Source organism: Nonomuraea guangzhouensis (assembly GCF_019396345.1).
GTDB classification, from domain to species: domain Bacteria; phylum Actinomycetota; class Actinomycetes; order Streptosporangiales; family Streptosporangiaceae; genus Nonomuraea; species Nonomuraea guangzhouensis.
This window is the reverse complement of the sequence record NZ_JAHKRM010000012.1, coordinates 135,893-161,593: the sequence shown is the minus strand read 5'-3', so window position 1 is coordinate 161,593 and position 25,701 is coordinate 135,893. Positions and strand designations below refer to the sequence as shown.

General features: G+C 69.9%; 21 protein-coding genes. 14 read left to right on the top strand and 7 right to left on the bottom strand.

Annotated elements, in window-relative coordinates; genetic code table 11:
• Window positions 1–40: 40 nt before the first annotated feature.
• The 3 genes from KME78_RS25455 to KME78_RS25445 form a co-directional block, all read right to left on the bottom strand.
• The gene (locus KME78_RS25455) at window positions 41–937 is read right to left on the bottom strand and encodes a hypothetical protein (protein WP_219531859.1); all 897 of its coding nucleotides are present in this window, start codon (window positions 935–937) and stop codon (window positions 41–43) included.
• On the bottom strand, window positions 934–1,446 hold the full coding sequence (locus tag KME78_RS25450; RefSeq protein ID WP_219531858.1) for an RNA polymerase sigma factor: 513 nt from the start codon (window positions 1,444–1,446) through the stop codon (window positions 934–936). The genes KME78_RS25455 and KME78_RS25450 overlap by 4 nt, the downstream gene beginning before the upstream one ends.
• Window positions 1,447–1,640: 194 nt before the next feature.
• Window positions 1,641–2,408: an alpha/beta fold hydrolase gene (locus KME78_RS25445; RefSeq protein ID WP_219531857.1), complete on the bottom strand. Its 768-nt coding sequence runs from the start codon at window positions 2,406–2,408 to the stop codon at window positions 1,641–1,643.
• A gap of 228 nt (window positions 2,409–2,636) precedes the next feature.
• Here KME78_RS25445 and KME78_RS25440 point away from each other — a divergent pair, with 228 nt between their 5' ends.
• Window positions 2,637–3,239, top strand: coding sequence for an AAA family ATPase (locus tag KME78_RS25440; protein ID WP_246651840.1), 603 nt, complete (start codon window positions 2,637–2,639; stop codon window positions 3,237–3,239).
• A 150-nt stretch (window positions 3,240–3,389) separates the two neighbouring features.
• Window positions 3,390–4,568 (top strand): extracellular catalytic domain type 1 short-chain-length polyhydroxyalkanoate depolymerase, encoded by a 1,179-nt coding sequence (locus KME78_RS25435; RefSeq protein ID WP_219531855.1) that lies wholly within the window; start codon window positions 3,390–3,392, stop codon window positions 4,566–4,568.
• Between the two features lie 124 nt (window positions 4,569–4,692).
• On the opposite strand, the gene KME78_RS25430 is transcribed toward KME78_RS25435, so the two are convergent.
• Window positions 4,693–5,622, bottom strand: a complete 930-nt coding sequence (locus KME78_RS25430; protein WP_219531854.1) for an AraC family transcriptional regulator — start codon at window positions 5,620–5,622, stop codon at window positions 4,693–4,695.
• A gap of 82 nt (window positions 5,623–5,704) precedes the next feature.
• Here KME78_RS25430 and KME78_RS25425 point away from each other — a divergent pair, with 82 nt between their 5' ends.
• The 8 genes from KME78_RS25425 to KME78_RS25390 all read left to right on the top strand — a co-directional run bounded on the left by KME78_RS25425 (window position 5,705) and on the right by KME78_RS25390 (window position 14,277).
• On the top strand, window positions 5,705–6,433 hold the full coding sequence (locus KME78_RS25425) for an SDR family NAD(P)-dependent oxidoreductase (RefSeq protein WP_219531853.1): 729 nt from the start codon (window positions 5,705–5,707) through the stop codon (window positions 6,431–6,433).
• A 59-nt stretch (window positions 6,434–6,492) separates the two neighbouring features.
• A complete protein-coding gene (locus tag KME78_RS25420) occupies window positions 6,493–7,488 on the top strand; it encodes a hypothetical protein (protein ID WP_219531852.1) in 996 nt (331 codons plus the stop codon).
• 214 nt (window positions 7,489–7,702) lie between these two features.
• The gene (locus tag KME78_RS25415; RefSeq protein WP_219531851.1) at window positions 7,703–9,313 is read left to right on the top strand and encodes a hypothetical protein; all 1,611 of its coding nucleotides are present in this window, start codon (window positions 7,703–7,705) and stop codon (window positions 9,311–9,313) included.
• A 120-nt stretch (window positions 9,314–9,433) separates the two neighbouring features.
• The gene (locus KME78_RS25410; protein WP_219531850.1) at window positions 9,434–10,228 is read left to right on the top strand and encodes a S1C family serine protease; all 795 of its coding nucleotides are present in this window, start codon (window positions 9,434–9,436) and stop codon (window positions 10,226–10,228) included.
• Window positions 10,229–10,308: 80 nt separating this feature from the next.
• On the top strand, window positions 10,309–11,298 hold the full coding sequence (locus KME78_RS25405; RefSeq protein WP_246651839.1) for an AAA family ATPase: 990 nt from the start codon (window positions 10,309–10,311) through the stop codon (window positions 11,296–11,298).
• Window positions 11,299–11,301: 3 nt separating this feature from the next.
• Complete coding sequence (locus tag KME78_RS25400) at window positions 11,302–12,186, top strand: DUF58 domain-containing protein (RefSeq protein WP_219531849.1); 885 nt, start codon at window positions 11,302–11,304, stop codon at window positions 12,184–12,186.
• Between the two features lie 72 nt (window positions 12,187–12,258).
• On the top strand, window positions 12,259–13,227 hold the full coding sequence (locus KME78_RS25395) for a VWA domain-containing protein (RefSeq protein WP_219531848.1): 969 nt from the start codon (window positions 12,259–12,261) through the stop codon (window positions 13,225–13,227).
• The gene (locus KME78_RS25390) at window positions 13,228–14,277 is read left to right on the top strand and encodes a VWA domain-containing protein (protein WP_219531847.1); all 1,050 of its coding nucleotides are present in this window, start codon (window positions 13,228–13,230) and stop codon (window positions 14,275–14,277) included.
• A gap of 350 nt (window positions 14,278–14,627) precedes the next feature.
• Here KME78_RS25390 and KME78_RS25385 read toward each other — a convergent pair whose 3' ends face one another.
• A complete protein-coding gene (locus KME78_RS25385; RefSeq protein ID WP_219531846.1) occupies window positions 14,628–15,683 on the bottom strand; it encodes a saccharopine dehydrogenase family protein in 1,056 nt (351 codons plus the stop codon).
• Window positions 15,684–15,794: 111 nt separating this feature from the next.
• On the opposite strand from KME78_RS25385, the gene KME78_RS25380 reads away from it, so the two are divergent.
• The 4 genes from KME78_RS25380 to KME78_RS25365 all read left to right on the top strand — a co-directional run bounded on the left by KME78_RS25380 (window position 15,795) and on the right by KME78_RS25365 (window position 19,380).
• Window positions 15,795–16,742: a helix-turn-helix domain-containing protein gene (locus tag KME78_RS25380; protein ID WP_246651838.1), complete on the top strand. Its 948-nt coding sequence runs from the start codon at window positions 15,795–15,797 to the stop codon at window positions 16,740–16,742.
• Window positions 16,743–16,941: 199 nt separating this feature from the next.
• The gene (locus KME78_RS25375; protein ID WP_219531844.1) at window positions 16,942–18,027 is read left to right on the top strand and encodes an AAA family ATPase; all 1,086 of its coding nucleotides are present in this window, start codon (window positions 16,942–16,944) and stop codon (window positions 18,025–18,027) included.
• Between the two features lie 5 nt (window positions 18,028–18,032).
• Window positions 18,033–18,704 (top strand): DUF4276 family protein, encoded by a 672-nt coding sequence (locus KME78_RS25370; protein WP_219531843.1) that lies wholly within the window; start codon window positions 18,033–18,035, stop codon window positions 18,702–18,704.
• A 130-nt stretch (window positions 18,705–18,834) separates the two neighbouring features.
• A complete protein-coding gene (locus KME78_RS25365) occupies window positions 18,835–19,380 on the top strand; it encodes a hypothetical protein (protein WP_219531842.1) in 546 nt (181 codons plus the stop codon).
• A 1,567-nt stretch (window positions 19,381–20,947) separates the two neighbouring features.
• Here the strand turns inward: KME78_RS25365 and KME78_RS25360 are convergent.
• Together KME78_RS25360 and KME78_RS25355 are read right to left on the bottom strand one after the other, a co-directional pair.
• A complete protein-coding gene (locus KME78_RS25360; RefSeq protein ID WP_219531841.1) occupies window positions 20,948–22,087 on the bottom strand; it encodes an acyl-CoA dehydrogenase family protein in 1,140 nt (379 codons plus the stop codon).
• The gene (locus KME78_RS25355) at window positions 22,084–25,665 is read right to left on the bottom strand and encodes an indolepyruvate ferredoxin oxidoreductase family protein (RefSeq protein ID WP_246651837.1); all 3,582 of its coding nucleotides are present in this window, start codon (window positions 25,663–25,665) and stop codon (window positions 22,084–22,086) included. Before KME78_RS25355 ends, KME78_RS25360 begins: the two co-directional genes overlap by 4 nt.
• Window positions 25,666–25,701 lie beyond the last annotated feature (36 nt).

Below are 25,701 nucleotides of genomic sequence, written 5' to 3'. Positions count from 1 at the left end.
CTGCGGCTGCTTGCCGCAGAAGGCACCTCGGTGATTCCTCTCATTCGGTGAGGTCGTCGTACCAATGGGGAGAGCCGATCTTCAACGGGTCAGGAGCCGGCCCGGCACCAGGACCGGGGACGACGTAGAGATCGACCGTGTCCGAGCTGTGGTCGCGGGAGCCGTCGACGATCCAGTCGTCCTTGACGCGGTCCACGGTGACGACCTGCTGGAAGAAGCCGCCATCGCGATAGCCCCACAGCAGGCGGTAGCCGACCTTCAGCCCACGCCGGTGCAGTTCGGCGCGGACCGCCGCGACCGTCTTGCCATGGACCTTGTAGCCGTCCAGTGCCTCGTCGGTGGGAGCGTAGTCATCGCTGTCGGCGTAGGGCTCTCCCGGTCTGGCGGGGCGTCCTACTCCGAGGACGACCCGGCCAGGGAAGTCGGCGGGCATCCAGACCTTGCCGCAGAAGACGGACGCGCAAGGCCGCACCTGCTGTACTCCGATGCTCCCGTGCCATTTGAAGCCCTCCGGAACGATCGGGCCGATCAGCGTGCCCACCTCGTCCGGCGCCACGGGGATGACCTTCACCCTGACGTCCAGCCCGACCGCGCGAAACGCCTCCTCGAAGCGCCGGTAGTCGGCCGCGGGGTCGGTGATGGTGACGCTGAAATGATCGTCGGCCTTCTTGATGGAGACGGCCGCGTTGGCGTACTCGGTGGCCGGACCGCCGGACGGCAGACCGACTCCGATGGCGACGGCCACGGCCAGGACGGTGGCCGCCGAGATCAGGACGGGCCAGCGACCAAGGGCCCCCGCTCCGGGGAGCCAGGACAGCCGGCGACGCGGAGGTGAGGTCGCCATGATCGCCGCACGTAGTTCGCGCGCGCCAGGCCCCTGTTCCGGCGCGTACGGTGTGGGATCGATGGCCTTCACCAGGTGGTCGATGTTCTTCATGCTTCCCCCATCACGATCGTCGAGGACGGCTGCCGCTCCAGCGTCGTCGCCAGCCGTTTGCGCGCCCGGTGCAGCCGGGTCCGGGCGGCGATCGCCGTACATCCCACGACTTTGGCGATCTGCTCGCTGGTCAGTTCCTCCCAGCAGGCCAGCGCCAGGACCTCTCGGTCCCGCTCGGACAGGTCGTTGAAGGCGGTGCGGACGTACTCCAGATCGACCGGTGTGCCCGGCCGGGCGGCGGCCAGTTCGTCACGGAGCCGCTCGGCGAGCACGGCCCGGCGTGAGGCGCCGCGTTTCTGGTTGGCCAGCACGCGGCGGGCCACGCCGTACAGCCACAACAGCGCCCGCTCCCCCTCGGGCACCTCGCCGATACGCCGCCAGGCGGTGAGGAACGTCTCGGAGATGACGTCGGCGGTGTCGTCGGGGGAGCCGGTACGGCGGGCGGCGTACTGATGTATCGCCGGGTAGTACGCGTCATAGACCGCTTCGAAGCGATCTCGGTGTGTCACAGAGTCTCCTTGCCGAAAGGTGCCGGACACCCTGGTTAGTGTCCGGCACCCTTCGGGGCGTTGCAGATCGCCCAGGAGTTGTCGTTCGACTGTCCAGGACAAGGATCAGCAACGTGGCGCACTCGGTGTCACCGCCCATCCCGGGGCACGACAGCGAGAAGGCGACTAACGGCGAGCTGTTCTGCGACGGCAGGTCAGGCGCGGATGCGGGCGTGGGGGCGCAGGGTGGAGAGCCAACGGCCGAGGAGGCCCACGAACGCCTGAGGGCGTTCCAGATGCAGGAAATGCCCCGTGCCGTCCCAGGTGACCATCTGTGACCCGGAAGGCGCGGGGATCGAGGACTCCCAGGCGGCCGGCTCGCTCAGTGAGCGGACACAGAGGACCGGGCGGGTCCGCCTGGCCAGGTACCGGCGCGTCGCTGGACGGGCGCCGAACGCGTCCGGGCCCAGGTACATGCCCTCGTAGCAGGCGGCCAGCACATGGCCGGGCGTGGCGAGCAACTGGTCGCGTACCGCGGCGGGCAAGGTGCCGAGCTGACGGACGGCGGCCCGCGCGCCGTCGGCCCGCAAGGCGGCCAGCCGTTTGGCGAACAGCCGCTCCTCGGCGGCGTCGGCCCCGTAGGCGGGATCGACGACGACCAGCGCCGAGACGTGTTCGGGGTGCTCCACGGCCATGGCGGTGACGACCTGGGCGCCCATCGAGTGCCCCACCGCCACGACCGGCCCGGCGCCGAGGCGGTCGAGCAGGGCGACGAGGTCGCCCGCCAGGTCGGCGGGCCGGTAGCCGTCCAGGGTCACGGGCGACTTCCCATGCCCCCGCAGGTCGGCGGCGATCACGCGGTGGCCGGGCTGGAGCGCGTCGGCGATGGGATCCCAGGTACGGGCATGACCGCCCCAGCCGTGCACGAGCAGCAGGGTCTCGCCCTCACCGCGATCGGTGTGGCACAGCGTTACGGGGGTCATCAGTGTGAGTCCTGGCGGATCATGGGACGCCCTCCTTGAAAGCGCTTTCCAGCCATACTAGCGGCCCTCCGTCCGGAGAGCCCGACGCGGCCCGACAACGAGCCCGGCCTCTCGCTGGGATCGGTACCCAAGAGGAGCAGGGTCGCCAATGCTGCACTCTTATGGCCTGACATGCAGCAAAATGTGACCAAGGCGGGTGTCCGTCCTATCGGGGTGAGGGAGAGGATCTTGGCAATCTCGGTGCCGGCGGCTCCGGAGGCCGCTGGGACGTTGCGCTATCCGGCCGGATCCCTGGTGATCCTGACCGGCCTGCCCGGTGCCGGCAAGACCACACTGCTGCGCCGCCTGTACGCACTGGACGGCACCGAGAGCCGCCCGGTCGTGGCGGGCTCGGTGGTGGTGATCGACTCGGCGCAGTCGCGGCTGCGGTGGAGCACGAGCCTGGGCTGGGCGCCCAAGCCGGTGCGTACGGCGGTGGTGTTCACGACGCACGTGTGGCGCATCGGCCGGGCGTTGCGGGGCGGGTCCGCGGTGATCGCGCACAATCGCGGCTGCGGGTCGGTCGTGCTGCACGGGTTCGCCTGGCTGGCACGACGGTCGGCGGTTCCGTTCCACCTGCTGTTGCTGGACGCTCCTCCCGAGGACGCACTGGCCGGTCAGCAGGCCAGAGGGCGGGTCGTCACGACGCGGACGTTCGCGCAGCACCATCGCCGCTGGGAGGCGCTGCTGACGCGGGTCCGGGGCGGTCGGACCGGCCCGGCCACCGGCGCGTACGTCCTGGACCGGCCCACCGCCGACCTCCTCGAAGGCATCCACTTCGACGTCCGCTGACGGGATCCCCGCCGACCTCCAGGTAAGGGTGGCATGGGCCGGACGCACATGTCCGGCTCCGCGAAATCTGGTGCGTGCCACATATCAGGCTGTTCGCCCGGAACGTACCGTCACGGGCAATCGCCAGGCGTGTGAACTCCGGAGTCGCCGATGTTTCCGCTCCCCAGCCGGACCGTCGTCAGGGCCATGACGGCGCTCGTCCTCGTCCTCGCCGTACTCGCCGTCGCCCGCCCGTCCCGGGCGGCCTCCTTGACGAGGGTCACGGGGTTCGGCTCGAACCCGGGCGCCCTGAACATGTGGGTCTACCGCCCCAACGGCCTGCCCGCGGGCTCCCCCGCCGTCGTCGCGCTGCACGGGTGCACGCAGAGCGCCGACGCCTACTACACCAACTCGGGCTGGCGGAAATTCGCTGATCTGTACGGCTTCGCGCTGGTCTTCCCCGAGGCCACCACGCCGCCGTCGAACTGTTTCCAGTGGTTCCAGGAAGGCGACATCGGGCGCGGCCAGGGTGAGGCGCTGTCCATCGCCCAGATGGTGACGTACGCGACGAGCACCTACCAGCTCGACGCCGGCCGGATCTCCATCACCGGCCTGTCCGCGGGCGGCGCGATGACCGCGGTCATGGTGGCGGCGTATCCGGAGTTGTTCGACGCGGCCTCCGTCGTCGCCGGCCTGCCGTACCGCTGCTCCCCGCCCGCCTCGACGAGCACGTGCATGAACGGCCCGGTCACCAAGACCCCGCAGGACTGGGGAGCGCTGGTACGCGGCGCCTACCCCGGCTACACCGGGCCGCGGCCGAGAGTGAGCATCTGGCACGGCCAGGCCGACTACGTGGTCAACAAGGCCAACGGCGTCGAGCTCCGGGACCAGTTCACCGACGTACTCGGCCTGTCACAGACGCCCGCCTCGACGACGAGCCTGCCGGGCGGGACCACGATGGAGACCTACGGTAGCGGTGAGGTGCGCTTCTACCGGATCGCCGGGATGGGTCACGGCACGCCGGTCGATCCGGGCGGCGCCGCGGAGCAGTGCGGCACGGCGGGCGCCTACTTCCTCGACACCATCTGTTCCGCGTACTACGACACCCGCTTCTTCGGCCTCGACACCGGAGCGCCGCCGACCCCGACCCCCACTCCCACCCCGTCGCCGCAGCCCTGCTTCACCGCCACCAATTACGCGCACACCCAGGCGGGCCGTGCCTACCAGTCCGGCGGCTACGCCTACGCAAACGGCTCCGGCCAGGCGATGGGGCTGTGGAACACGTTCGTCACCACGACGCTGCGGCAAACAGGACAGAACTACTACGAGGTGGTCGGCTCGGCATGCTGAGCGGGCCCCAGTACGTCTCGTAGCGGGCGCGGTCGGTGTTCCACTCCTGCGTGTGCCCGGCGCCCTGTCTGCACCGCAAACACTAACGATTACACCGTATACAGAAACGGCGACCGATGGCTGATCAGAACGAGCCGCGCCAGGCCGAGGGCGTGCGTCCGCGGGCGCGCTTGAACGCCACGCTGAACGCGAACGGATCCTGGTAGCCGACCTGGCGGGCCACGGCGGCGACGGTCTGCCGGGTGTCGCGGAGCAGGTCGGCCGCGAGGGTCATGCGCCAGTCGGTGAGATAGCCGAGCGGCGGCTGACCGGCCAGGGTGGCGAAGCGCTGGGCGAAGGCGGCGCGGGACATGCCGGCCTTGGCGGCCAGCGAGGCGACCGTCCACCGGTGGGCGGGTTCCTCGTGCATGAGGCGCAGCGCCTCGCCGATCGCCGGGTCGGTCAGCGCCCGGTACCACGCGGGCGGCGTCACCTCCGGCCTGGTGCACCAGGCCCGCAACGCGATCACGAAGATCAGATCCAGGAGCCGGGCCAGAACCGCGTCCTGGCCCGGCTCGTCGCGGGCGGCCTCGGCGGAGAGCAGATCGAGGGCGGCCCGGGTACGCGGCCCCGCGGGCACGACCGCCAGCGGCGGAAGCAGGCCCAGCAGACGGGCGGCCACGTCGCCGTGCAGTTCGTACGCGCCACGGAGCATGATGGTGGCCCCGGGCACGTCGGCGCCGTACGTGCGAGGGACCGCCATCGGGCGGGGGTCCACCGGTGCGCCGGTAGGGAGATACTTTCGCCCGTCCCGGATCACGAACTGAGGCGCGGTCGCCGGGGCGTCCGAGATCGTGTAGCCGCCGGGGTCGGTGATCAGGGCGATGTCCCCCGCGGCAAGACGTGTGGGAGCGGAGTCCCCGAGCCGGATCGAGGCATGGCCGCCGAGCGTGGCTGCGACCGTGAGCGGCGGCGCGTCGGCGTACGTCATCCCCCACGGAGGCCGCTGGATCAGCCGTCTGACCAGAGCGTTCTGCGCGTGGGCCCGGTGCAGCAAGTCCGTCAGCACGTCCACTCACTCAGCGTAGACGATCACAAAGGTATTGCAGATGTTCTCCCATGGATCGTCTTGGCGCCGGTGAGGTTGGCTGGGCGGCATGACGAAATCCATCGCAGTGTTCGGCACCGGTCCAGGTGTCGGCCAGGCCGTCGCCCGCCGATACGGAAAGGAAGGCTACGACGTCGTCCTGGTCGCCCGCCGCCGGGAACCGTTGGACCTGCTCGCCCGGGATCTGTCCGCCGATGGCATCACCGCCCACGTGATCACCGCCGACCTCGACCGGACCAGCGCCGTCCCGGAGCTCGCCGAGCGGATCCGCGCGAATGTCGGAAACCCCACGGCCCTCTATTACGGCCCGGTCCCCACGGACCCGGGCTTCGTTCCCGCCGTCGACCTCACCCCGGAGCGGCTTCAGGACCGCATGCCGATCACGTTGTACACACTCCTGGCCCTGGTCCGGGAGTTCCTGCCCGCCATGGTCGAACGGCGCGACGGCGCCATCCTCAGCGCCCAAGGGGCCGCCGCCGTCCGTGGCCGGCCGAACATGAGCGGCTGGCCCACGGTCCTGGCCGCCCAGCGGAACTACCTCCAGTCACTCGCGGCCGAGGTCTCCGGAAAGGGCGTCTACGTCGGCATGCTGTACATCGGCGCACGCATCGCGGGCACCCCCTTCGACACCGACTACCAGCGGCGCCAAGCCCAGGGCGAACCCGTGCCCGACCTGCCCGCCGCCGACCCCGCCGAACTGGCCGAGATCCTCTGGGACATGCACACCCGGCGGAATCGGCACGAAACCGTCGTCCCCACCGGCGTCCTGGACGGATGACACCGCACGCCACCCGCTACCCTGACCCGGATTGATCGTTTCCGGGAGAAGGTGCCGTGATGCAGGGATCCGCGGCGGCGCTGCGCTTCGGTGCCGTTCCGGCCGCGGCCGGGCCGGTGATCCTGACGACCTTCGGGGTGGGCAGGCAGAGCGTCGGGTGGTTCTGTTCCGCGACGGGCCCCGCGCCCTATCCGGTGGAAGGTCCGTACGCGCTGGAGAATGTGCCGGGAGAGCTGCTGTTCTGGGGCGTTCTCCTGCTGCCGGCCGTCGTGGCCGGCCTTCTCCTGCGCGGGTCGCGTCGGGCCACGCTCACCGCTGTCGCCGCGGTCGGCACCGTACTCGCGTTCGGGCTCGTCACCGCGTTTCTGCTGCCTGGCCCCGATCCATGCACCGGGCAGGAACGCGCGGTCGTACCGCCCTGGCCCTTGATCGCCTGTTATCCGGTGGCCGCGGGGGCACTGCTCCTGGCGGCTCGGTCACCCCTGCACCGCAGACCGTACGGGATCGTCCTGTGGGCGGGGGCCGTGAGCGCGGCGGCGTGGGCGGCGATGTTCCACCGCTGCATCGTCACATACGACATGCTGGTGGCCGACGCTTTCTACCTGGAGCCTTCGGAGTCGTTCTGGGACGACCTCGCGTGGGGATTGGGGGAGGCCGACCGAATCGGCTTACCGGTTGTCCTCGTCGCGTTGGCGGCGGCCGCGAGAGCCGCCGCTTGGGGACGCTGGGGTGGCACCGCGGCCGCGGCGTCTCTCCTCCTCCTTCCGCTGCTCGACGTCGCGATGTACGTCGGCCAGGACAGCGGCGACTTCGAGCTGTCTTTCGCCGATTCGGTGCGGTGGCCGCTGGTTGTCGCGGCGGTCCTCGTCGCGTGGGCCGCTTGGAGTCCCTGGGTGCGGATCTCCTGGGCTGGGACCGTCCGCCTAGCGCGAAGCATGATCCGCGGACAGTGGAAAGGCATGGTTCCCGGACGGGCGAAGGATCTCGCGGTCGCAGTTGTGATCGTGGCCGGCGGCGTCTGGCTGATCGCCTCGTCCTTCACACCGACGCGGTAGGAGGGCAACGACATACGCGTGCGTGCGGCGTCCCCGCGCGTGATTGAGCGGTGACTGATTATGGATCTTGACCGGACCTGGGTTCTCTGGCTTGATCATGGCGTCCTCGTTTCTTCTTTGTCATGCTCGGAGTGGAGTACACGTGCGCTTCTCACCCTCGAAACGGTCCGATGTCGTCCGGTCCATACGCCGATTAGGCGCCCTCCTGGGCACCATGACCATGACGGCCGGCCTCGTCATCGCCGTGGCGCCTGTGGCCTCGGCCGCCGACTCGATAACAGACCTCGGCGTGTCCGTCGGCATCACCGCGCCCAGTGATGTGGTCGCGGGAGGAGGCAAGGTCTTCGTGACCGCCGAGGACCGCATCGTGGTCACGGACACCGATGGTGCGCTGATCGGCGCGGTCACCGATCTGCCGGGTGTGGCAGGTCTTGCGGCGGCACCGGATGGCACTCATGTGTTCGCGGCGCTGCATGACTCGCACGAGGTCGTCGAGATCGACACCGCGACCCTCGTGGTCACCCGGCGGATCGACTTCGCGGCGTACCCATGCCCCACCAAGCTGGCACTGTCCGGCGAGGTGCTCTGGACGGCCTACGGGTGCGACCCGGACACCGGCGGTGTCGCCAGTCTCGATGTGTCGGCCTCGGCGCCGCAACCGGTCTCGCTCGTGACCGGGCGGCCCACCGCACCTCTGATCGCCATCGCGGGAAACACCTTGGTGCTCGGCGACCCCCGCCATGATCTGGCCGATGTCCTGGTGTACGACGTGAGCAACGGTTCCGCCACGTTGCGCGGTGAGATCGACGGGGACACCTACGGTCTGCCCAGCCCGCGGGACCTCGCCATCACACCGGACGGCTCGACGGCCGTCCTGGCGTTCTCGAACGGGTATGAGGCCTGGGACACCACGAGCCTGACGAAGGTCCGAGAATACGGCAAGGACGCGTCGGCCAAGGGCCAGGTGGTAGGCGTGGCGGTCAGCCCGGATGGCACCCACATCGCAGGCGGGTGGTGGTTGGGCGATCGAGGCATCGAACTGTACGACGTGGCCACGAGGGCGACCACGTACACGAAGAAGATCCCCAGCGGATGGCCGACCCCCAGAATCCTCGGTGGAAGCATCACCATCGCCGGCAATGACGTCTTCAGCGTGCTGTTGAACCCCAGCACCGGCCGGCTTCGCCTGTGGCGATTGGAAGACGCCACCCTGCTGCCGTCGAACGTGACTCTGACGGCTCCGGAAAGGGGGACAGCGCTGGAGCCGCTCACCCTGACCGGCCGGCTCACCGTGCCCGACGGCGCGACTCAGGGGAGGCAACGGCTCGAGGTGACCCGCCGGCTGCCGGACGGAACCAGCGCGACGCTCCGCCGCGCGCGAACAGCGGCAGACGGTACGTTCACCATCACCGACGCTCCGCCTGTCTCCGGGACGGTTGCCTACGACGTGAGCTGGGGCGGCTCCACCGACGTTCGGGGCAGCACCGCATCGGTGTCCGTCAAGGTCGTCCAACAATCGGCGTCGCTCACTTTGACTGGACCTACTGACGGGGTCGTCGGGAAGCGGCTCCGCTTCGCGGGCGAGTTGAAGTTCGGTGACAAGGCGCCTACCACACGCCCCTCGGTGACGGTGATACGTGCGAGCCCCGACGGCGTCAGCACAGAACTCGGCACGGTGCGGGTCTCCAGGAGCGGGTCGTTCCGCTTCCAGGATCGCCCTGATCAGCAGGGAATCTACATATACACCGTCGATTGGATGGGGGACGATGCCGCAAGCGGGGCGGAGAACGCCCAATTCGTCACGGTGCGGAGCAGCAACGGCTAGCCACGTAAGCGAGCGCCGCGGCGAAGGCTTCGTCAGGCAACGGGCTGCCGGGACCAGTTCCCAGGGACTTCACAGGCGGAGTTTGTAGCACTTTCGACCGAGATTTATGACTATGGGGCGATGGAGCGCGTGCCGCAGGAGGCTGGTGCGGCCGAGGCCCAGGGAGCCGTGGCCGGGAGGGCTCGGCGGTTTGTCGCTGGGGGCGGCGCACTTGTCGTCGTGGCGGTGCTGGCGTACTGGCTGGGAAGTAGCGGCGGGAACGGCGAAGCAGCCGCGCCCAGGCCGAGCGCGACGCCGACGCCCAGTGCGACGCTCACGGTGCCCGACGTCTACAAGAGGGTCGGGCCGTCGGTGGTGGTCATCCAGGCCGGGAAGTCGTTCGGTACCGGGGTGATCGCGGCCGAGGATGGGACGGTTCTGACCGCGCACCACGTCATCAAGGGCGCGAAGGACATCAATCTGACGTTCGCTGACGGCACCAAGGCGAAGGCCGCTGTCGTGTCGTCGAATCCCAAGCGCGACGTCGCGACCCTCAAGCCCGCCAAGCTGCCGGAGATCGTGGTGCCGGCGACGCTCGGCGGCGCCGTGGCCGTGGGCGCGCCCGTCGTGGCGATCGGCAATCCGCTGGGCCTGACCTACAGCGTCTCCACCGGCGTCGTGTCGGGCCTGAACCGGACCGCCGACCGGACCGCCGATGACGGCGACCTGGGCGGGCTCATCCAGTTCGATGCCTCCGTCAACCCGGGCAGCTCCGGCGGTCCCCTGCTGAACGCTCGCGGCCTGGTCATCGGGATCGTCGTCTCGATGGCCGACCCGGGAGGCGACGAGGCGTTCGCCGGCATCGCGTTCGCGGTGCCGATCGGCGTGGCCCTGGGCGACGACGACGACGGCCCGCCGGGCGGGCCCCAGATCTGACCGAAGCGCCACGACCGAACCGCCCCGGCGAACCGCCCCGACGAAGCGTCACGACGAAGCGTCACGAGAAGGAACAGCAGATGACCTCGACCAGATCCCCCGAGTCGGCCCATCCGCTCGAACATGTGCTGTTCGAGGTCAAACACACGATCGTCGGACAGGACGTGCTGCTGGAGCGCATGGCCGTCGCGTTGATCGCCGACGGTCACCTGCTCGTCGAGGGCGTGCCGGGCCTGGCCAAGACGCTCGCGGTGAGGTCGCTGGCCGCCGCGATCGCCGGGAGTTTCCAGCGCGTGCAGTTCACCCCCGACCTGGTGCCCGCCGACCTCGTGGGTACGCGGGTCTACCACCAGCACTCCGGGGAGTTCCGAACCGAACTCGGCCCGGTGTTCGCGAACCTGCTGCTGGCCGACGAGATCAACCGCGCCCCCGCCAAGGTGCAGAGCGCCCTGCTGGAAGTGATGCAGGAACATCAGGTGACGATCGGCCGGGAGACGTTCCGGGTGCCCGAGCCGTTCCTGGTCATGGCGACGGAGAACCCGATCGAGTCGGAGGGCACCTACCCGCTGCCCGAGGCGCAGGTCGACCGTTTCATGATGAAGGTGGTCGTCGACTATCCGACGCAGGCCGAAGAGCAGGCGATCGTCGACCGGGCACTGCGTCCGCCGCAGCCGCCGCAGCCGATGGCGACGGCCGAGGACCTGATCGCGATGCGCGCCCGCGCTCAGGAGGTGTACGTCGATCCGGCGATCGTCGACTACGCGGTACGGCTGGTCGCCGTGACCCGCTCCCCCGCGACGGCCGGGCTCGGCGAGCTGGAACGGTACGTCACCTACGGGGCGAGCCCGCGGGCGTCCATCGCGCTCGTCAAGGGCGCCCGGGCGCTGGCGTTCCTGCGCGGCCGCGACTACGCCCTGCCGCACGACCTGTCCGAGCTCGCGCTCGACGTGCTGCGCCACCGCCTCGTGCTGTCGTACGAGGCCCTCGCGGACGACGTCGACGCCGACACGATCATCACCAGGGTGCTCGGGGCCGTCCGGGCGCCCGACGTCGTCCTGCAGAATCGCTGAGCCATGGCCACCGCCCCCGACAGGCTCCTGCTCCGCCTGGAGTGGAAGGTCGTCCGCAGGCTCGACGGCCGGCTCCAGGGCGCCCACCGCACCGCGCACCGCGGCTCCGGGATCGACTTCACCGGGTTGCGCGCGTACAGCGACGGCGACGACGCCCGGCACATCGACTGGAACGTGACCGCGCGGCTGGACGAGCCGCACCTGCGGGTGTTCACCGAGGATCGCGAGCTGACGGTGTGGCTGGTGCTGGATCGGTCGGCGTCGATGGCGGCCGGACGGCCGGGGCGTGGCAAGCACGACGTGCTCGCCGAGCTCGCGCTCGTCCTGGCCCGGCTGTTCGGCCGGGGCGGCAACCGCGTCGGCGCCCTGCTGTTCGACACCGGGATGCTGCGCGTCGTGCCCCCCGGCACCTCCCGGCGGCACGCGCTGCGGATCGGCGCCGAGCTGGAACGCACCTCCACGGTACGCGGCGGCGCCACCACCGACCTGGCGGAGATGCTGGACGCGGCCGGGCGGCTCGCGCGGCGCCGCGCACTCGTCGTCGTCCTGTCGGACTTCATCGGCGACGGCGACTGGGAACGCGCGCTCCAGCGCCTGGCCCGGCGGCACGAGGTGGTCGCCCTGCGGATCGTGGACACCGCCGACGACGTACTGCCCGAAGCCGGGCTGATCGTGGTCGAGGACGCCGAGACCGGCGAGCAACTCGTCGTCGACTCCGCCGACCCGCTGCTCCGGGTCCGCTTCCGCGAGGCCGTCGACGCCCGCGACGCCCGGCTGGCGGCCGGCATGCGCCGGGCCGGGGTGCCCGTCCACCGCATCGACACCGACCGCGACCTGGCCGAGGCACTCGTCGAGGTCGTCTCCCGAACCCGGGACCGGTCGCCATGACCGCGTTCGTCGCGCGTGCCTGGGAGCGGTCGCCATGACCGAGTTTGTCGCCCGTATCTGGGAGCGGTCGCCATGACCCTGTCCTCCCCGCTGCTGCTGGCCGTCGGGCTGCTCGTCACGGTGGCGCTCGCCTGGGCGGCCGTCGTCTCGGCGCGCCGCCGGACGGCCGCGCTCGCCGCAGCCGGTGTCGCCGTGCCGGGCGGCCGACGTACGCATCTCGGCATCGGCCTGACGATCTCCGGCGTCGCGGTACTCGCGATCGCCACCGCCGGACCGACGGCCATGCTGCCGGTCCCGCGGACCGCGGGCACCGTCATCCTGGCCATGGACGTCTCCAACAGCATGGGCGCCGACGACGTCGCGCCCACCCGGCTGGCGGCGGCGCAGCGGGCGGCCCGCGCGTTCGTGGCGGCGCAGCCCGGCAGCGTCGACATCGGAGTTGTCGCGTTCGAGCAGGGCGCGCTCATCACCGCACGGCCCGACGCCGACCACTCCGTCGCGCTCAAGGCCATCGACCGGCTGAAGATCACCGGCAATACCTCACTGGGGACGGCCATCACCGCCTCGCTGTCGGCGATCACCGGCAAGCCGGTGGCCATCGGCCGCGACGGCACCGCACCCGACATCGGCTACTGGCCATCGGCGACGATCGTGATGTTCACCGACGGCCAGAACCACGGCCAGGACCAGAACCAGGACCAGAACGTTGAACAGGCCGCCGCCGTGGCCCAGAAGGCGGGCGTGCACATCCACACCGTCGGAGTCGGCACCACGGCCGGGGCGACGGTGAAGGTCAACGGCTACCTCCTGCAGACCTCGCTCGAAGAAGACACCCTCACCTTGATCGCGCGGACCACCGGCGGCGCCTACCACCCCGCCGCCGACGCCGCGCGGCTCGACGGCATCGCCGACACGATCAATCTGCGACTCACCGTCTCCGACGAGCCGCTGCCCCTCGCCGGCGGGCTGATCGGGCTCGCCCTCGCGCTGCTCACCGGGGGCGCGGCGCTCACCGTGCTCCGGTCTGGACGGGTGATCTGAATGTCGTTCTCATGGCCGTGGGCGCTGCTGTCGGTCTTGGTCATCCCGCTGATCTGGGCCATCCGCGAGTGGGCCCGGCGCCGCCGCCGACGGGCCGCCGTACGCGTCACCTCCATCGCGCTCGTACGCAGTGCCCTGCCCGGTCGTACGCGCTGGACCCGGAAGATCCCTCCGGCGCTGTTCGTCGCCGGGCTCACCCTGCTCGCGGTCGGCGCCGCGCGACCGCAGGCCTCGGTGCCGGTGCCGCAGACGTCGGCGACGATCCTGCTCGCGCTCGACACCTCCGGCTCCATGTGTTCCACCGACGTCGACCCCAATCGCCTCACCGCCGCGAAGAAGGCCGCTGCGGACTTCATCGAGTCGCAGCAGGGCGGGCCGCGTATCGGCCTGGTCACCTTCGCGGGCACCGCGGGTCTGCTCGTCCCTCCCACTGACGACACCAAGTCGCTGATCGAGGCGCTGGACAACCTCACCGTGTCCCGCGGCACCGCGATCGGGCAGGCCATGCTCGCCTCGATCGACGCGATCGCGGAGGTCGACCCCTCGGTCGCCCCCACCGGGGCGAAGCCCAGCGGCGGCGGGGCCGGGTACGCCGGTGCCGCGATCGTCGTGCTCACCGACGGCGCCAACACCCAGGGCGTCGACCCGCAACTAGCCGCCCAGGAGGCGGCCCTGCGCCGCGTCCGGGTCTTCCCCATCGGCTTCGGCACCACGAACCCGGCCCCGATGGTCTGCGACAACTCACAGTTCGACGGCGGCTGGGGCGGTGGTGGCTTCGGCGGCCGCGCCGGCTTCGACAGGGGCCGCAACCCCCGTACCATCGACGAACCCGCACTCAAGCAGATCGCCCAGACCACCGGCGGCTCCTACCACCGCGCTGAGAACGCCGACCAACTCCAGAGCGCCCTCAACGCCCTGCCCGGCAGCTTCACCGTCATCCGCCAGCGGGTCGACACAGCCGCCGCCTTCGCCGCCGGCGGCGCCGTCCTCATCGCCGCGGCCCTGTCCCTGTCCCTCTGGTGGAACCGGCCCCGGGGCCTGGTCCGCTGACGGTACCTGTAGCCGGTCTAATGAAACCCCTCGGAGCCTGGCCCGCTGACAGCGCCTGGTCCGGTGGAACCGCCCCGGAGCCTGGCCCTCTGACAGCACCTGGAGCCGGAACGCCTCAGCGGTCCCCGGCCGGTTAGCGGCCGTTCACGTCCGGTGGTGGGGCCTGGACCGCACGACCGGACACGGCGGCATCGGCCCCAGGAGGCCGGCGGGCACACAGCTCTCTCCAGCTGATTTCCTGGCTCCGGCCCTGCTGACAGAGGCGGACTCGAGTACCTCGGCCCGGACGGGTGGTCTGTTTGTCCGTCGACCGCACTGACCGCGGTCTGGATCCCGGCACCGGTCGCCGGTCAGCCGCCTGTGCCAAGCGGGACGGGCAGCGGATCGTGTAGCGAGACATGTGCGGACAGGGCGCGGAGGAAGTCCGGAGCGTCGAAGGCCGCGCCCGCGGAGGCGACGCCGGTGGTCCTGGTCCGGCCGGTGAGGATGCGGTCGACGGCCTCCACCGCGAGCGGCGCGCTGATGGCGTAGATGTCCTGACCGGCGGCGACCACGCGGCGTTCCCGGCCGCCGGACCGGACGAGGACGTCGACGACGAAGGTCTGCGCGGAGCGCCCGCGCTCGTCCACGGCGGCCGGTGCCGAGGCGTCAGGAGCGAACAGGTCCGCGGCCGCCTTGGCGGTCATGTACGTACGCACCTCCGGGACGGCCAGGTGGCTGGGAACGGTGACGACGTCGGCCATGGTGAACTCTCCGATGACGCTCTGGGGCCCGAGCGGAGCCGGGAAGGGCCACTCCAGGGTCGGCAGGGCGTCGTCGTGGTACTCCAGCCGTCCGCCGGTGAAGCGGACCCGGCGGCCACCCCGTCGCTGCCCCGAGACCACGCCCGCGGCGAGCGTTCCGGCGGTGGGGTGCCAACTGCTCAGGCCGTAGGCGATGTGCGCCTCGTCCGCCGCCGTCCAGTCGCCCATCGCGGTGGTGACCAACAGGTCGCCGAGGCCGCCGTAGAAGGCCATCGCCGGGACCACCAGCGTGCCCGCGGCGCGGGCGCGCTCCGCGAAGTGCGCGAACGTGTCAACGTTCGCCTCGATCTCGGCCGCCACGTCGACGTACGGGATGCCGGCGCGCAGGGCCGCCTCGACCAGTGGGGCGGCGGTCGTGGCGAAGGGCCCGGCGCAGTTGATCACGGCGGCCGCGCCCTTCAGCGCGCGGTCGAGCGCGGCCGGATCGTCGACCGACGCCTGCCGCGTCTCAAGCCCCGGTTGGGCCTTCGCCAGCGCCATCAGCTTGTCCTGGTCGCGACCGACGAGCAGCGGAACGTATCCGCGCTCGCGCAACTCCGCGACCACGAACCGCCCGGTGTGCCCGTACGCGCCGAACACCGCCACGTTCCGACCCGATCCCATGCCTGCTCCTTGCGTGTTCGAAGTGCTCGAAGTGCTTCAGTGCGTGAATCCTGTCCTGTTGGCCCACCTGTGCCCAGTGTCTGGAACGACATGACCCGTACAATTTCCGACATGAGCTCCTTCCCGCGCTCCGTCGCGGTCGCCGCCACCGACGGAATGCTGCACTTCGAGCTGGCGCTGGCCTACGAGGTCTTCGGCTCCGCCCCGGACGCCGTGCCAGGCCCCTGGTACGACGTCAAGGTGTGCGGCGCGCACGCCGTCCGGGCAGGCAGGTTCATGGTGGAACCGGATTGCGGGCTCGACCGGCTGGCGCACGCCGAGACCGTGATCGTTCCCGCGTTGGCGAACGTCGACGAGGACCCGCCGGCCGACCTGGTCGAGGCGGTCCGCGCGGCCCACGAGTCGGGCGCGCGGGTGGTCTCCCTGTGCACGGGCGTGTTCGTACTCGCCGCCGCCGGCCTGCTGGACGGGCTGCGCGCGACCACGCACTGGGCCCACACCGAACAACTGGCCGCACTCTATCCCCGGGTGGAGGTCGACCCGGACGTGCTCTACGTCGACAACGGCAGCGTGCTCACCTCCGCGGGCAAGGCCGCGGCGATGGACCTGTGCCTGCATCTGGTCCGCCGCGACCACGGCTCGGCGATCGCCAACGTGGTAGCCCGCCGCCTGGTCGTACCGCCCCACCGGGCCGGCGGCCAGGCCCAGTTCGTCACCACACCGGTGCCCGCCCAGGACGGCCATCCCCTCGCCGAACTGCTCCCCTGGGTGATGCGGCGACTGGACCAGCCGCTCACCGTGGAGGACCTGGCCCGCCAGGCGAACATGAGCTCACGCCACCTGGCCCGCCACTTCCACGCGGTCACCGGCACCACCCCGCTGCAGTGGCTGCTGACGCAGCGGATCCGGCGGGCGCAGGAGTTGCTGGAGACGACGGACGACAGTATCGACAGCATTGCTTCGGCTGCGGGGATGGGGACGGCGACTACGCTGCGCCGCCATTTCCAGCGCACCATAGGCGTGCCGCCGGATGCCTATCGCCGTACGTTCCGGGTGTGAGGCTGTGGTCCCCGGCGCCCATGCACGGTGCCGTCACAAGCCGTCGGGTCTCCGGCACCCCCGCTGCCAGGGCCTGCTTGCCCATCGGAAGACACCGACGGCTCTGCTGTCGGGTCATCGAGTCGAGCAGTGGTGCGCTCACTCTCCGACTGCAGGAGGGTGGACGCGCCGCATGGGTGGATCACTCTAAGCTGGGCACATGGCGCCGCAGAGATTGCAGTCGATCAGGATTGAGGGATACGCCTCGATCCGCTCCGCCGAGGTGGAGTTGCGTGATCTCAATGTTCTGATCGGTGCCAACGGTGCGGGCAAGAGCAACTTCATTTCTGTCCTTGCCCTACTCGGCCGGATCGTCGACGAGGAGCTGAACCTGTTCGTCGGCCAAGCGGGTGGGGCCTCCGCCCTGCGCTATCGCGGAAGTAAGACCATCCCAGAGATCTTCTTGCGTCTGGAATTCGCGACCACCGACTATCGTGCCAAGCTCATCCCGGCGGCTCGCGACGAGCTGATCTTCGGCACTGAAGACATCGAGTTGCGTGGCGAAGGACATGTCCTGGGACGGGGGCACCGGGAGACCCGCCTCTTGGATGAGATCGACGAGCCAGGCTTGTCGTCCGTGGCCGAACATGTAGTTGACACACTGCGAGGCTGTCGAGTCTTCCATTTCCACGACACCAGCGCGAACGCCCCAGTCAAGCAGACAGGGTTCGCCTCCGACAACATCGCGCTGCACCCTGATGCCCGAAACCTGGCCGCCATCCTGCTTCGCCTTCAGCGGGAAGACCACGCCACATATAGGAGGATCGTCCGAACCATCCGACAGGTCGCGCCGTTCTTCAGGGACTTCGTGCTCATCGAGGAGACCGGCCGGCTCCGACTGCGGTGGCAACAAGAGGGCTCGGACGTCGTCTTCCCCGCGGACGCGCTGTCGGACGGAACACTCCGCTTCATCTGCCTCACCACATTGCTGAGCCTGCCCGATCTTCCCAACCTCGTCGTACTGGACGAACCGGAGCTCGGTCTGCACCCGTATGCCATCGTCCAACTGGCCGACATGCTGCGTGCCGCAAGCAGCGCCAGTCAGGTCCTCATGGCCACCCAGTCGGTGACGCTCATGAACCAGTTCGAGGTAGACGATCTCATCGTCGTCGAGCGCGCCGGGGGAGCGTCGGTTTTCAATCGCCTCGACCCCGCCGGGCTGGACGACTGGCTGGCGGAGTACTCCTTGGGCGAGTTGTGGGAGAAGAACCTGCTCGGTGGCAGGCCGCAGGCCGAGTCGCGGTGACGGCAATGCGCCGACTGCACATCCTGTGCGAGGGCCAGACCGAAGAGACCGTGGTACGCGAAGTCATCGAGCCCTACCTGCTCTGTTCCGATGTCTACGTCACTTGGTCCATCTTCACGACCAAACGTCCCGCAGGTGGCCCTTCGCATAGGGGAGGCCTGTCCACGTGGGGCAAACTCGCCTCAGAGATCCGCCTGCTCCTGGGCGATTCCTCCATCACCGTCCTGACGACCATGCTGGACTACTACGGGCTCCCCACCGACGTGCCCGGCATGGCGACACGCCCCTCAAGTTCGCCACATGACCGTGTAACTCACGTCGAGCGTGCTATGGCCGATACCATCGGCGACCCTCGCTTCCTGCCTCACCTGGTACTCCACGAACTGGAGGCGTGGGTCCTGCTGGGCCACAAGGCGCTCGGCGAACTCACCGGCGATGACGCACTCGCCCAATCCGTCCAAGCGATGGTGGTGCAAGCCCAAGGTGCTGAACTGGTCAACGACGGGATCAACACAGCCCCCTCCAAGCGTCTACTGCGTCTATATCCGCAGTACCGCAAGACCTCTGACGGCCCACTCGTCATAGCCGAGATCGGCATCGACGCCATCAGGAGTGCCTGCCCTCATGCTGACGCCTGGTTCTCTGCAGTGAATATCGTGCTGAAGCAAGAACCCTGACACGAAAAGGCGTGAGTGAAGGTGACACCGGCGAACAGGTGGCGCAGGCCTCAAATTCAGGACTTGCCGATCCGCCGGATGCGGGCCCACACGTTCGGCGGTGTGACATAACCTCACCCTCCTAGTCGATGTGACGGACTTCGTTGGGAAAATAGAGCATACTGCGGTCATGCGTGGCAGCTATGACCTCGTCCGGCTGGGTAACGCGCGGTTTCTTGGGCTCATAACCAAAGTGCTGCAGGCGGAACTGGGCATCGGAGGGGAGCCCACCTGGGGGTTCTACGGCTATTCCGGCAAACATTCCGTTGGAGCTATGCTCGCCGAGCAACTCAGGTTCCAGGAACGCGGGATCAAGTGGGGCCCCGGGACGCGCGTCCAGGTAGCCTTCCATACGCCTTCAGAACATGGCGATACGGGAATCTCGTGGCTCCGCCAGCGAATCAGGGACGACCTCGGCGAGATAGGCTACTCCGCGCACAAGGTGAGACAAGTCCTCTATATCACCAACGTGACACTCGATGGTCCCAGCGACTACACGTATGAGCTGCTTCGAGAAGGCGCGCGGAAGATCGCACTGCACGATGCCCTGCTGTGGTCGGCCGACGAGATCGGAAAGCTCCTGGACCGTCACCACCGAGTCAGGTCATCGGCTATGTCACCGCTGACCTGCTACTGAGCGTCTTCGAGAAGCTCGCGACACATGATCAGGAGACGGCCGATGCGCTGAGCACACATCTGGCGACCATACTCAAGAGCGAGCGTTACGCCGACGTCCACCAGGCAGGAGCAACGGACGATCTCAAGGTGCGTCTGGCCGAGGTGTTTGTAGACGTACCGAGCGAGGCGCCAGGGCTGCCGGAGGCGTCAAAGAAGATCAGAACCTGCGCCGCGCTCATCGAGGGTCTCGATCAACGGGCTGCGCCGGGCGACAACCTCCCATGGAGCGGCAGGTTCGTCGTGATCGGAGGCCCCGGTCAGGGGAAGAGCACGATCGGCAGATTCCTGTGCCAAATCTATCGGTCAGGGAAGGCCAGGGAGGGAAGTGGGCGCTGTGGAAGTCTTTCTCGACGAACGAGAACCTGGGTCCTATCATCGCCCACCTCAGTGAAAGCGGTGAGCGATTCGAGCAATGATCGAAACCTGTAGAAATGAAGATTATTCTGCTAGGACTTATAAGCCCACCTGACCCATCGAGCGTACGCACTGCCTGGGCTGCTGTCCTGCGGGTTACTACGACCGGCACATCCAGGACAAGTGGAATCGAACAAGTTCCCGCTGCCGTTTCAACAGGCAATGCCCCGCGGTAGGAGAGCGGTGGCTGTGCGGCTTGCTCGTATACTCCGAACTGCGCAGATGCTTCGCAGCACCAGCACCAGCACCAGCACCAGCGCCATCTGCAAGATCGCCCCGCGCTTATCCCTGAAGCCGTCGGAGTCGAGTCACTACTTCACTCGGCGGCAAGCGGTCCGGACCAACAAGACCGTCAGGGTCAGAGGGCAGGAAGTCGCGCGAGAGGCATGGCGATCATGCGATCACGTTCTGCCGACGTTCGGTGATGGGCGCCACCATTGCGTTGCCCCCTGATCGACTATCTGGGCTGCCCGACCTGCGGTAATGCGTGTCCGCTGACTGGCAGTTTCCCGCCGGTGGCACAGGTCCACCCGCCCTCTCGTCGAATCAAGAGACGACGAAACTGACCGCCACCGCCATCGCCATCGCCACCGACACCGCCACCGACACCGACACCGACACCGACACCGACAGGCCAATGCACTGATGATGCGCGCCTGCCACGGGGCAGGCGGTACAAAGGGAACTCCTCGCCACCCAGCAAATCAGCTCACCAGACCTGGTCGCCGCCGCAGCACGGGATCTGCGCGGTGCCTGGCTCCACGACGCTTCCTCAGAGAGCACGACAGTGGGCTACATAACTAACGACAAGTCGCCGCCCCAAGACCCCAAGCGCGGGCCTGTCATCCATCCATGGGCTCGCCAAAGGTCAACAAGGTCTTCGCAGGCGAAGCCTGCGCCGGGGAGGACGACCTCGCGAAGCGAGGCCCTTCAGGGGTCGGGGCTTTGGCCCGGCTGGAAGCAACGCCTGAGTCCCCAAAGCGCGAAGCGCCCCAAAAGCGAAGGCCATTGTGCGCCGAAGGCGCCCTCAGAAGAACGCCCGGAGCGGAGCGAAGGCCCTTTGGAGCGGGGTGGGCATCAGACGGCCAACCACCGAATCGAGTAAGGACTGGTCAGCGGGCCAGATGTCTGCTGATCACCAGGCGTTGGATCTGGTTCGTGCCCTCGAAAATCTGCATGATCTTCGCCTCGCGCATGTACCGCTCGACCCGGAACTCCCGCGTATACCCATACCCCCCGAACACCTGCACCGCATCGGTGGTGACCTTCATCGCGGCATCGGTTGCCACCAGTTTCGCGACGCTCGCCTGTCGCGCGTACGGCCGACCGGCGTCGCGGCGGCGGGCGGCGTCCAGGTACGTGGCGCGGGCGCTGTCGACGGCGGCGGCCATGTCCGCGAGCAGGAAGCCCAGCCCCTGGTGGTCGATGATCTTGCGGCCGAACGTCTGGCGCTCCTTGGCGTAGGCGACCGACGCGTCGAGTGCGGACTGGGCGAGGCCGGTCGCGCAGGCGGCGATGCCGAGCCGCCCCGAGTCGAGGGCGCTGAAGGCGATGGGCAGCCCTTGCCCCTCCTCGCCGAGCAGGCGGTCGGCCTCGATGACGGTGCCGTCCCAGTGGGCGCTGGTCGTGGGGATGGCGTGCAGGCCCATCTTCTCCTCCGGGCGGCCGAAGGTCAGGCCGTCGGCGGCGCCGGGGGCCAGGAAGCAGGAGATGCCGCGGCTGCCCTCCCCGGTGCGGGCGAACAGGGCGTAGAAGTCGGCCTTGCCGCCGTGGGTGATCCACGCCTTGTTGCCGGTGATCCGGTAGCCGTGCTCGACCTTCTCCGCCTTGCAGGTGAGGGCGGCGGCGTCGGATCCGGCCTGTGGTTCGGACAGGCTGTAGCCGCCGATGAGCCGGCCCGCCAGCATGTCGGGCAGCCAGCGTTCGCGCTGCTCGGGCGTACCGTAGGTGGCCACCGGGAAGCAGGCGAGCGTGTGCACGCTGGTCGCCACCGCGACGGCGGCCCAGCGGGCCGCCAGCTCCTCCAGCACCTGCAGGTAGACCTCGTACGGCTGGCCGCCGCCGCCGAACTCCTCCGGGTACGGCAGGCCGAGCAGCCCGGCGGCGCCGAGCGTGGCGAACAGGCCCTCGGGGTAGGTCTCGGCGCGCTCGTGCTCGTCGACCCGGCTCGCCAGCTCTTTGTCGGCGATGTCCCGGGTGAGGGCGATGAGGTCCTCGGCGTCCTCGGTGGGCAACAGACGATCGACGGTCACATTCTCTCCAGGGTTCCGGTGGGCTCGCTCGACTCCGCAAGGACGGGCTCGCCCGGCTCCACGAGAGCGGACTCGCCTGACTCCGCAAGGACAGACTCGCCCGGCTCCATGAGAGCGGGCTCGCTCAGCTCCGCGAGAGCGGTCCTGGCTCGGTCGTGGAACTTCGCGACCGACGCGAGCTTGATGTCCTCATACCCGCGAACCGCCTCCGGCAGCGCCGCGATCGCGGCCACGGCGCCGGCGGTGGCCGGGCTCAGCCGGGCGAGAGCGTCACGCATCAGGTCACGGTACTCGGTGACGAGCGCCCGCTCGACTCGGCGTACTTCGGCATACCCGAACACGTCGAACGGCGTGCCACGCAGGAACCTGGCGGCGCGCAGCACGCGGAACACGACGTCCGCCGAGCGGCGCAGCCTGATCTTGCGCTTCATGCCCATCGCCCGCAGCAGCGGCGGGTGCAGCAGCACCGACACGACCGCGTCCGCGCCGAACTCCCGCTCCCGCCTGGCCCGCTCGGCCGGGTCCAGGTGCAGCCGGGCGACCTCGTACTCGTCCTTGTAGGCCATGAACTTGTGCAGGCCCTTGGCGTACGCGAGGGCGATCGGCGCGGCGCCCTCCTCCCCCGCGCGGTCGGCGGCGAGCGCGGCCACGTGGCGCACGTCCTCGGCGTACTCGGCGGCGTAGGCCGCGTTTCGGTAGCCGGTCAGATCGGCGACCCGCGTGACCAGAGCCTGCTCGAAGGATTCCGCCTCCGAGGCCAGGGGCTCGGACGATTCCGCCTCCAGAGCCGGGGCCTCGATGGCCGCCAGCACCGCGCGGCGGTCGGCGGCGGCGGCGCGGCCCCAGCGGAAGGCCGCGAGGTTCTGCTCGACCGAGGCCCCGTTGAGGCGGATGGCCCGTTCGACGGCCTCGGCCGAGAGCGGCAGGCAGCCGTGCTGGAAGGCGGCGCCGACGAGCAGCATGTTCGCGGGCATGTGGTCGCCGAACAGCGTCTCGGCGAGGCCGTGGGCGTCGAGGTAGAGGTTGTCGGCGCTCCGGGTGGCCGACTCGACGCGGGTGATCGCGTCGACGGGCGAGTCCGGCACCGCGGCGCGGCCGGTCACCATGGCGGCGGTCGGTACGACGGCGGTGCTGACCACGGCGATGGTACGGTCCGGCGCGGCGGTGGCCAGGTTGGCGTCGGCCGCCGCGCCGAGCAGGTCGAATCCGATCAGCACGTCGGCGGTGCCGCGCGCCGCCTTCGGGGAACCGGTGATCGGGTGCGGGGAGATGCGGACGTCGCTGACGACGGGTCCGCCCTTCTGGGCCAGCCCGGTCTGTTCGAGGCCGGCCGCGTGCAGGCCGTCGAGGTGGGCGGCCATCTGCAGGATCTGCGAGACGGTGACCACGCCCGTGCCGCCGATGCCGGGCATCCGCAGCAGCACCTCCCGGCCGGGGAACCTGGCGACCGGCTCGGCAGGCTCCACCGGCGGCGACAGCACCGTCCGCGCCTGCCGGGTTCCCGGCTCAAGCAAGGGCCCCGCCCCAGCCTTCCGGGTGCTCGGCTCGGCCGAGAGCGCCGACCGCCTGCCCGGCTTGACCAGCAGGAACGACGGGCAGTCGCCCTTGAGGCAGCTCAGGTCCGAGTTGCACGAGGGCTGGTGGATCCGGGTCTTGCGGCCGTACACGGTCTCGACGGGTTGCACGGACAGGCAGGTCGACGCCTCGCCGCAGTCTCCGCAACCCTCGCACACCCGCTCGTTCACCACGACCTTCTCCACCGGGACCGGCAGTTTGCCGCGCTTGCGCAGGCGGCGTTCCTCGGCCGCGCACCGGTCGTCGTGGATCAGCACGGTCACCCCGCCGAGCTCGGCCAGCTCCCGCTCGGCCGCCGCCAGCCCGTCGCGGTGCCGTACGGTGGCGATCGGCGCGAGCCGGACGCCCCGGTAGGTCTCCGGCTCGGGTGTGGTGATCACGATCCGGCGGACGCCCTCGGCGGCCAGGGACCGCGTCAGCGCGGGCACGTCGAGGCGGCCCTCCGCGCGCTGGCCGCCCGTCATGGCGACGGCGTCGTTGTAGAGCAGCTTGTACGTGATCGACACCCCGGCCGCGACGGCGGCGCGGACGGCCAGTGAGCCGGAGTGGTGGAAGGTGCCGTCGCCGAGGTTCTGCACGAAGTGCCGGTCGCCGGTGAAGGGGGCCAGGCCGATCCACTGGGCGCCCTCGCCGCCCATCTGGGTGATGCCGACCTGGTTGCCGCGTCCGTCGCCGTCCAGGGCGATCATGGCGTGGCAGCCGATGCCGACGCCGACCAGGGTGCTGTCCGAGGTGCGGGTGGATGTGTTGTGCGGGCAGCCCGAGCAGAAGTACGGCGTGCGCGCGGCGACCATCGGCAGCAGACGACGCGCCTTAGGGGCGGGCGCCAAGGTGACGGCGGTCCGTGGGAGCGGGCCGGCGAAGGTGGTGAGTGCCTTGGCCACGTCCTCCGCGCCGAGCGTGCCGCGGGCGGTGAGCAGTTCGCGGCCGACGACGGCGGGGGTGCGTTCGCCGCCGTAGAGCGCCTGCTTCAGCTGGCCCTCCAGGAACGGGACCTTGTCCTCCACCACGAGCACCCGGTCGAGGTCCGCGGTCATGGCGGCCAGGTCGCCGGGCGCCAGCGGGTACGGCATGCCGAGCCGGATGAGCCGCAGGCCCAGGTCCTCGATCGCGCTCTCGTCCAGCCCGAGGTCGGCCAGCGCCCGCCGGACCACCGCGAAGGAGGCGCCGGAGGCGAGGATGCCGAGGCGGGCCCGCGGGGAGCCGGACATGACCCGGTTCAGGCCGTGCGCGCGGGCGTACTCGCGGGCCAGGTCGAGGCGCCGGGTCAGCATGTCGTGCTCGGCGTCCAGCGCGGCGGGGCCGACCAGGGCGGCCGGGGTGGCGCGGGCCGCGTGGTCCGGGGCCGGGATGCCGTCGCGCAGCGAGCCGAGGTCGACGGTGGCCGACGCGTCGGCGAGGTCAGCGACGATCTTCAGGCCGGTCCACAGGCCGGTGACGCGCGAGAGGGCGACCGCGTGCAGCCCGAACTCGATGATCTCCGCCACCGAGCCCGGCGCGAGCAGCGGCACGCACAGGCTCTGGCACATCGGCTCGCAGGAGCTGGGCACGGTCGAGGACTTGCTGCCGGGGTCGTCGCCGATCCAGGCCACCGCGCCGCCGAGCGCGGCGGTGCCGGCCAGGTTGCCGTGCCTGATGGCGTCGGCTGCCCGGTCGAGGCCGGGGCTCTTGCCGTACCAGAAGCCGGCCACGCCGTCGTGCCGCCGGCCGGGCAGGCGGTCGAGGAGCTGCGTTCCGGCCACGGCGGTGGCCGCCAGCTCCTCGTTGAGCGCCGGCTGGAAGACCACGCCCGCCGGTTCGAGCAGCCGGGCGGCCCGGCCCATCTCCAGGTCGACGCCGGCCAGCGGCGAGCCCGGGTAGCCGGAGACGAACACGCGCGTGTCCAGCCCGCGTTCCCGGTCCAGGCGGCGCTGTTCGAGCGTCAGCCGCACGAGGGCCTGGAGGCCCGAGATGAGCACGCGGCCGTCCGTGGCCGTGTACTTGTCGTCGAGAGCGACGCTCATGCGGGCCTCCCTGAGGTTCGTGGGGAACCCCAGCAC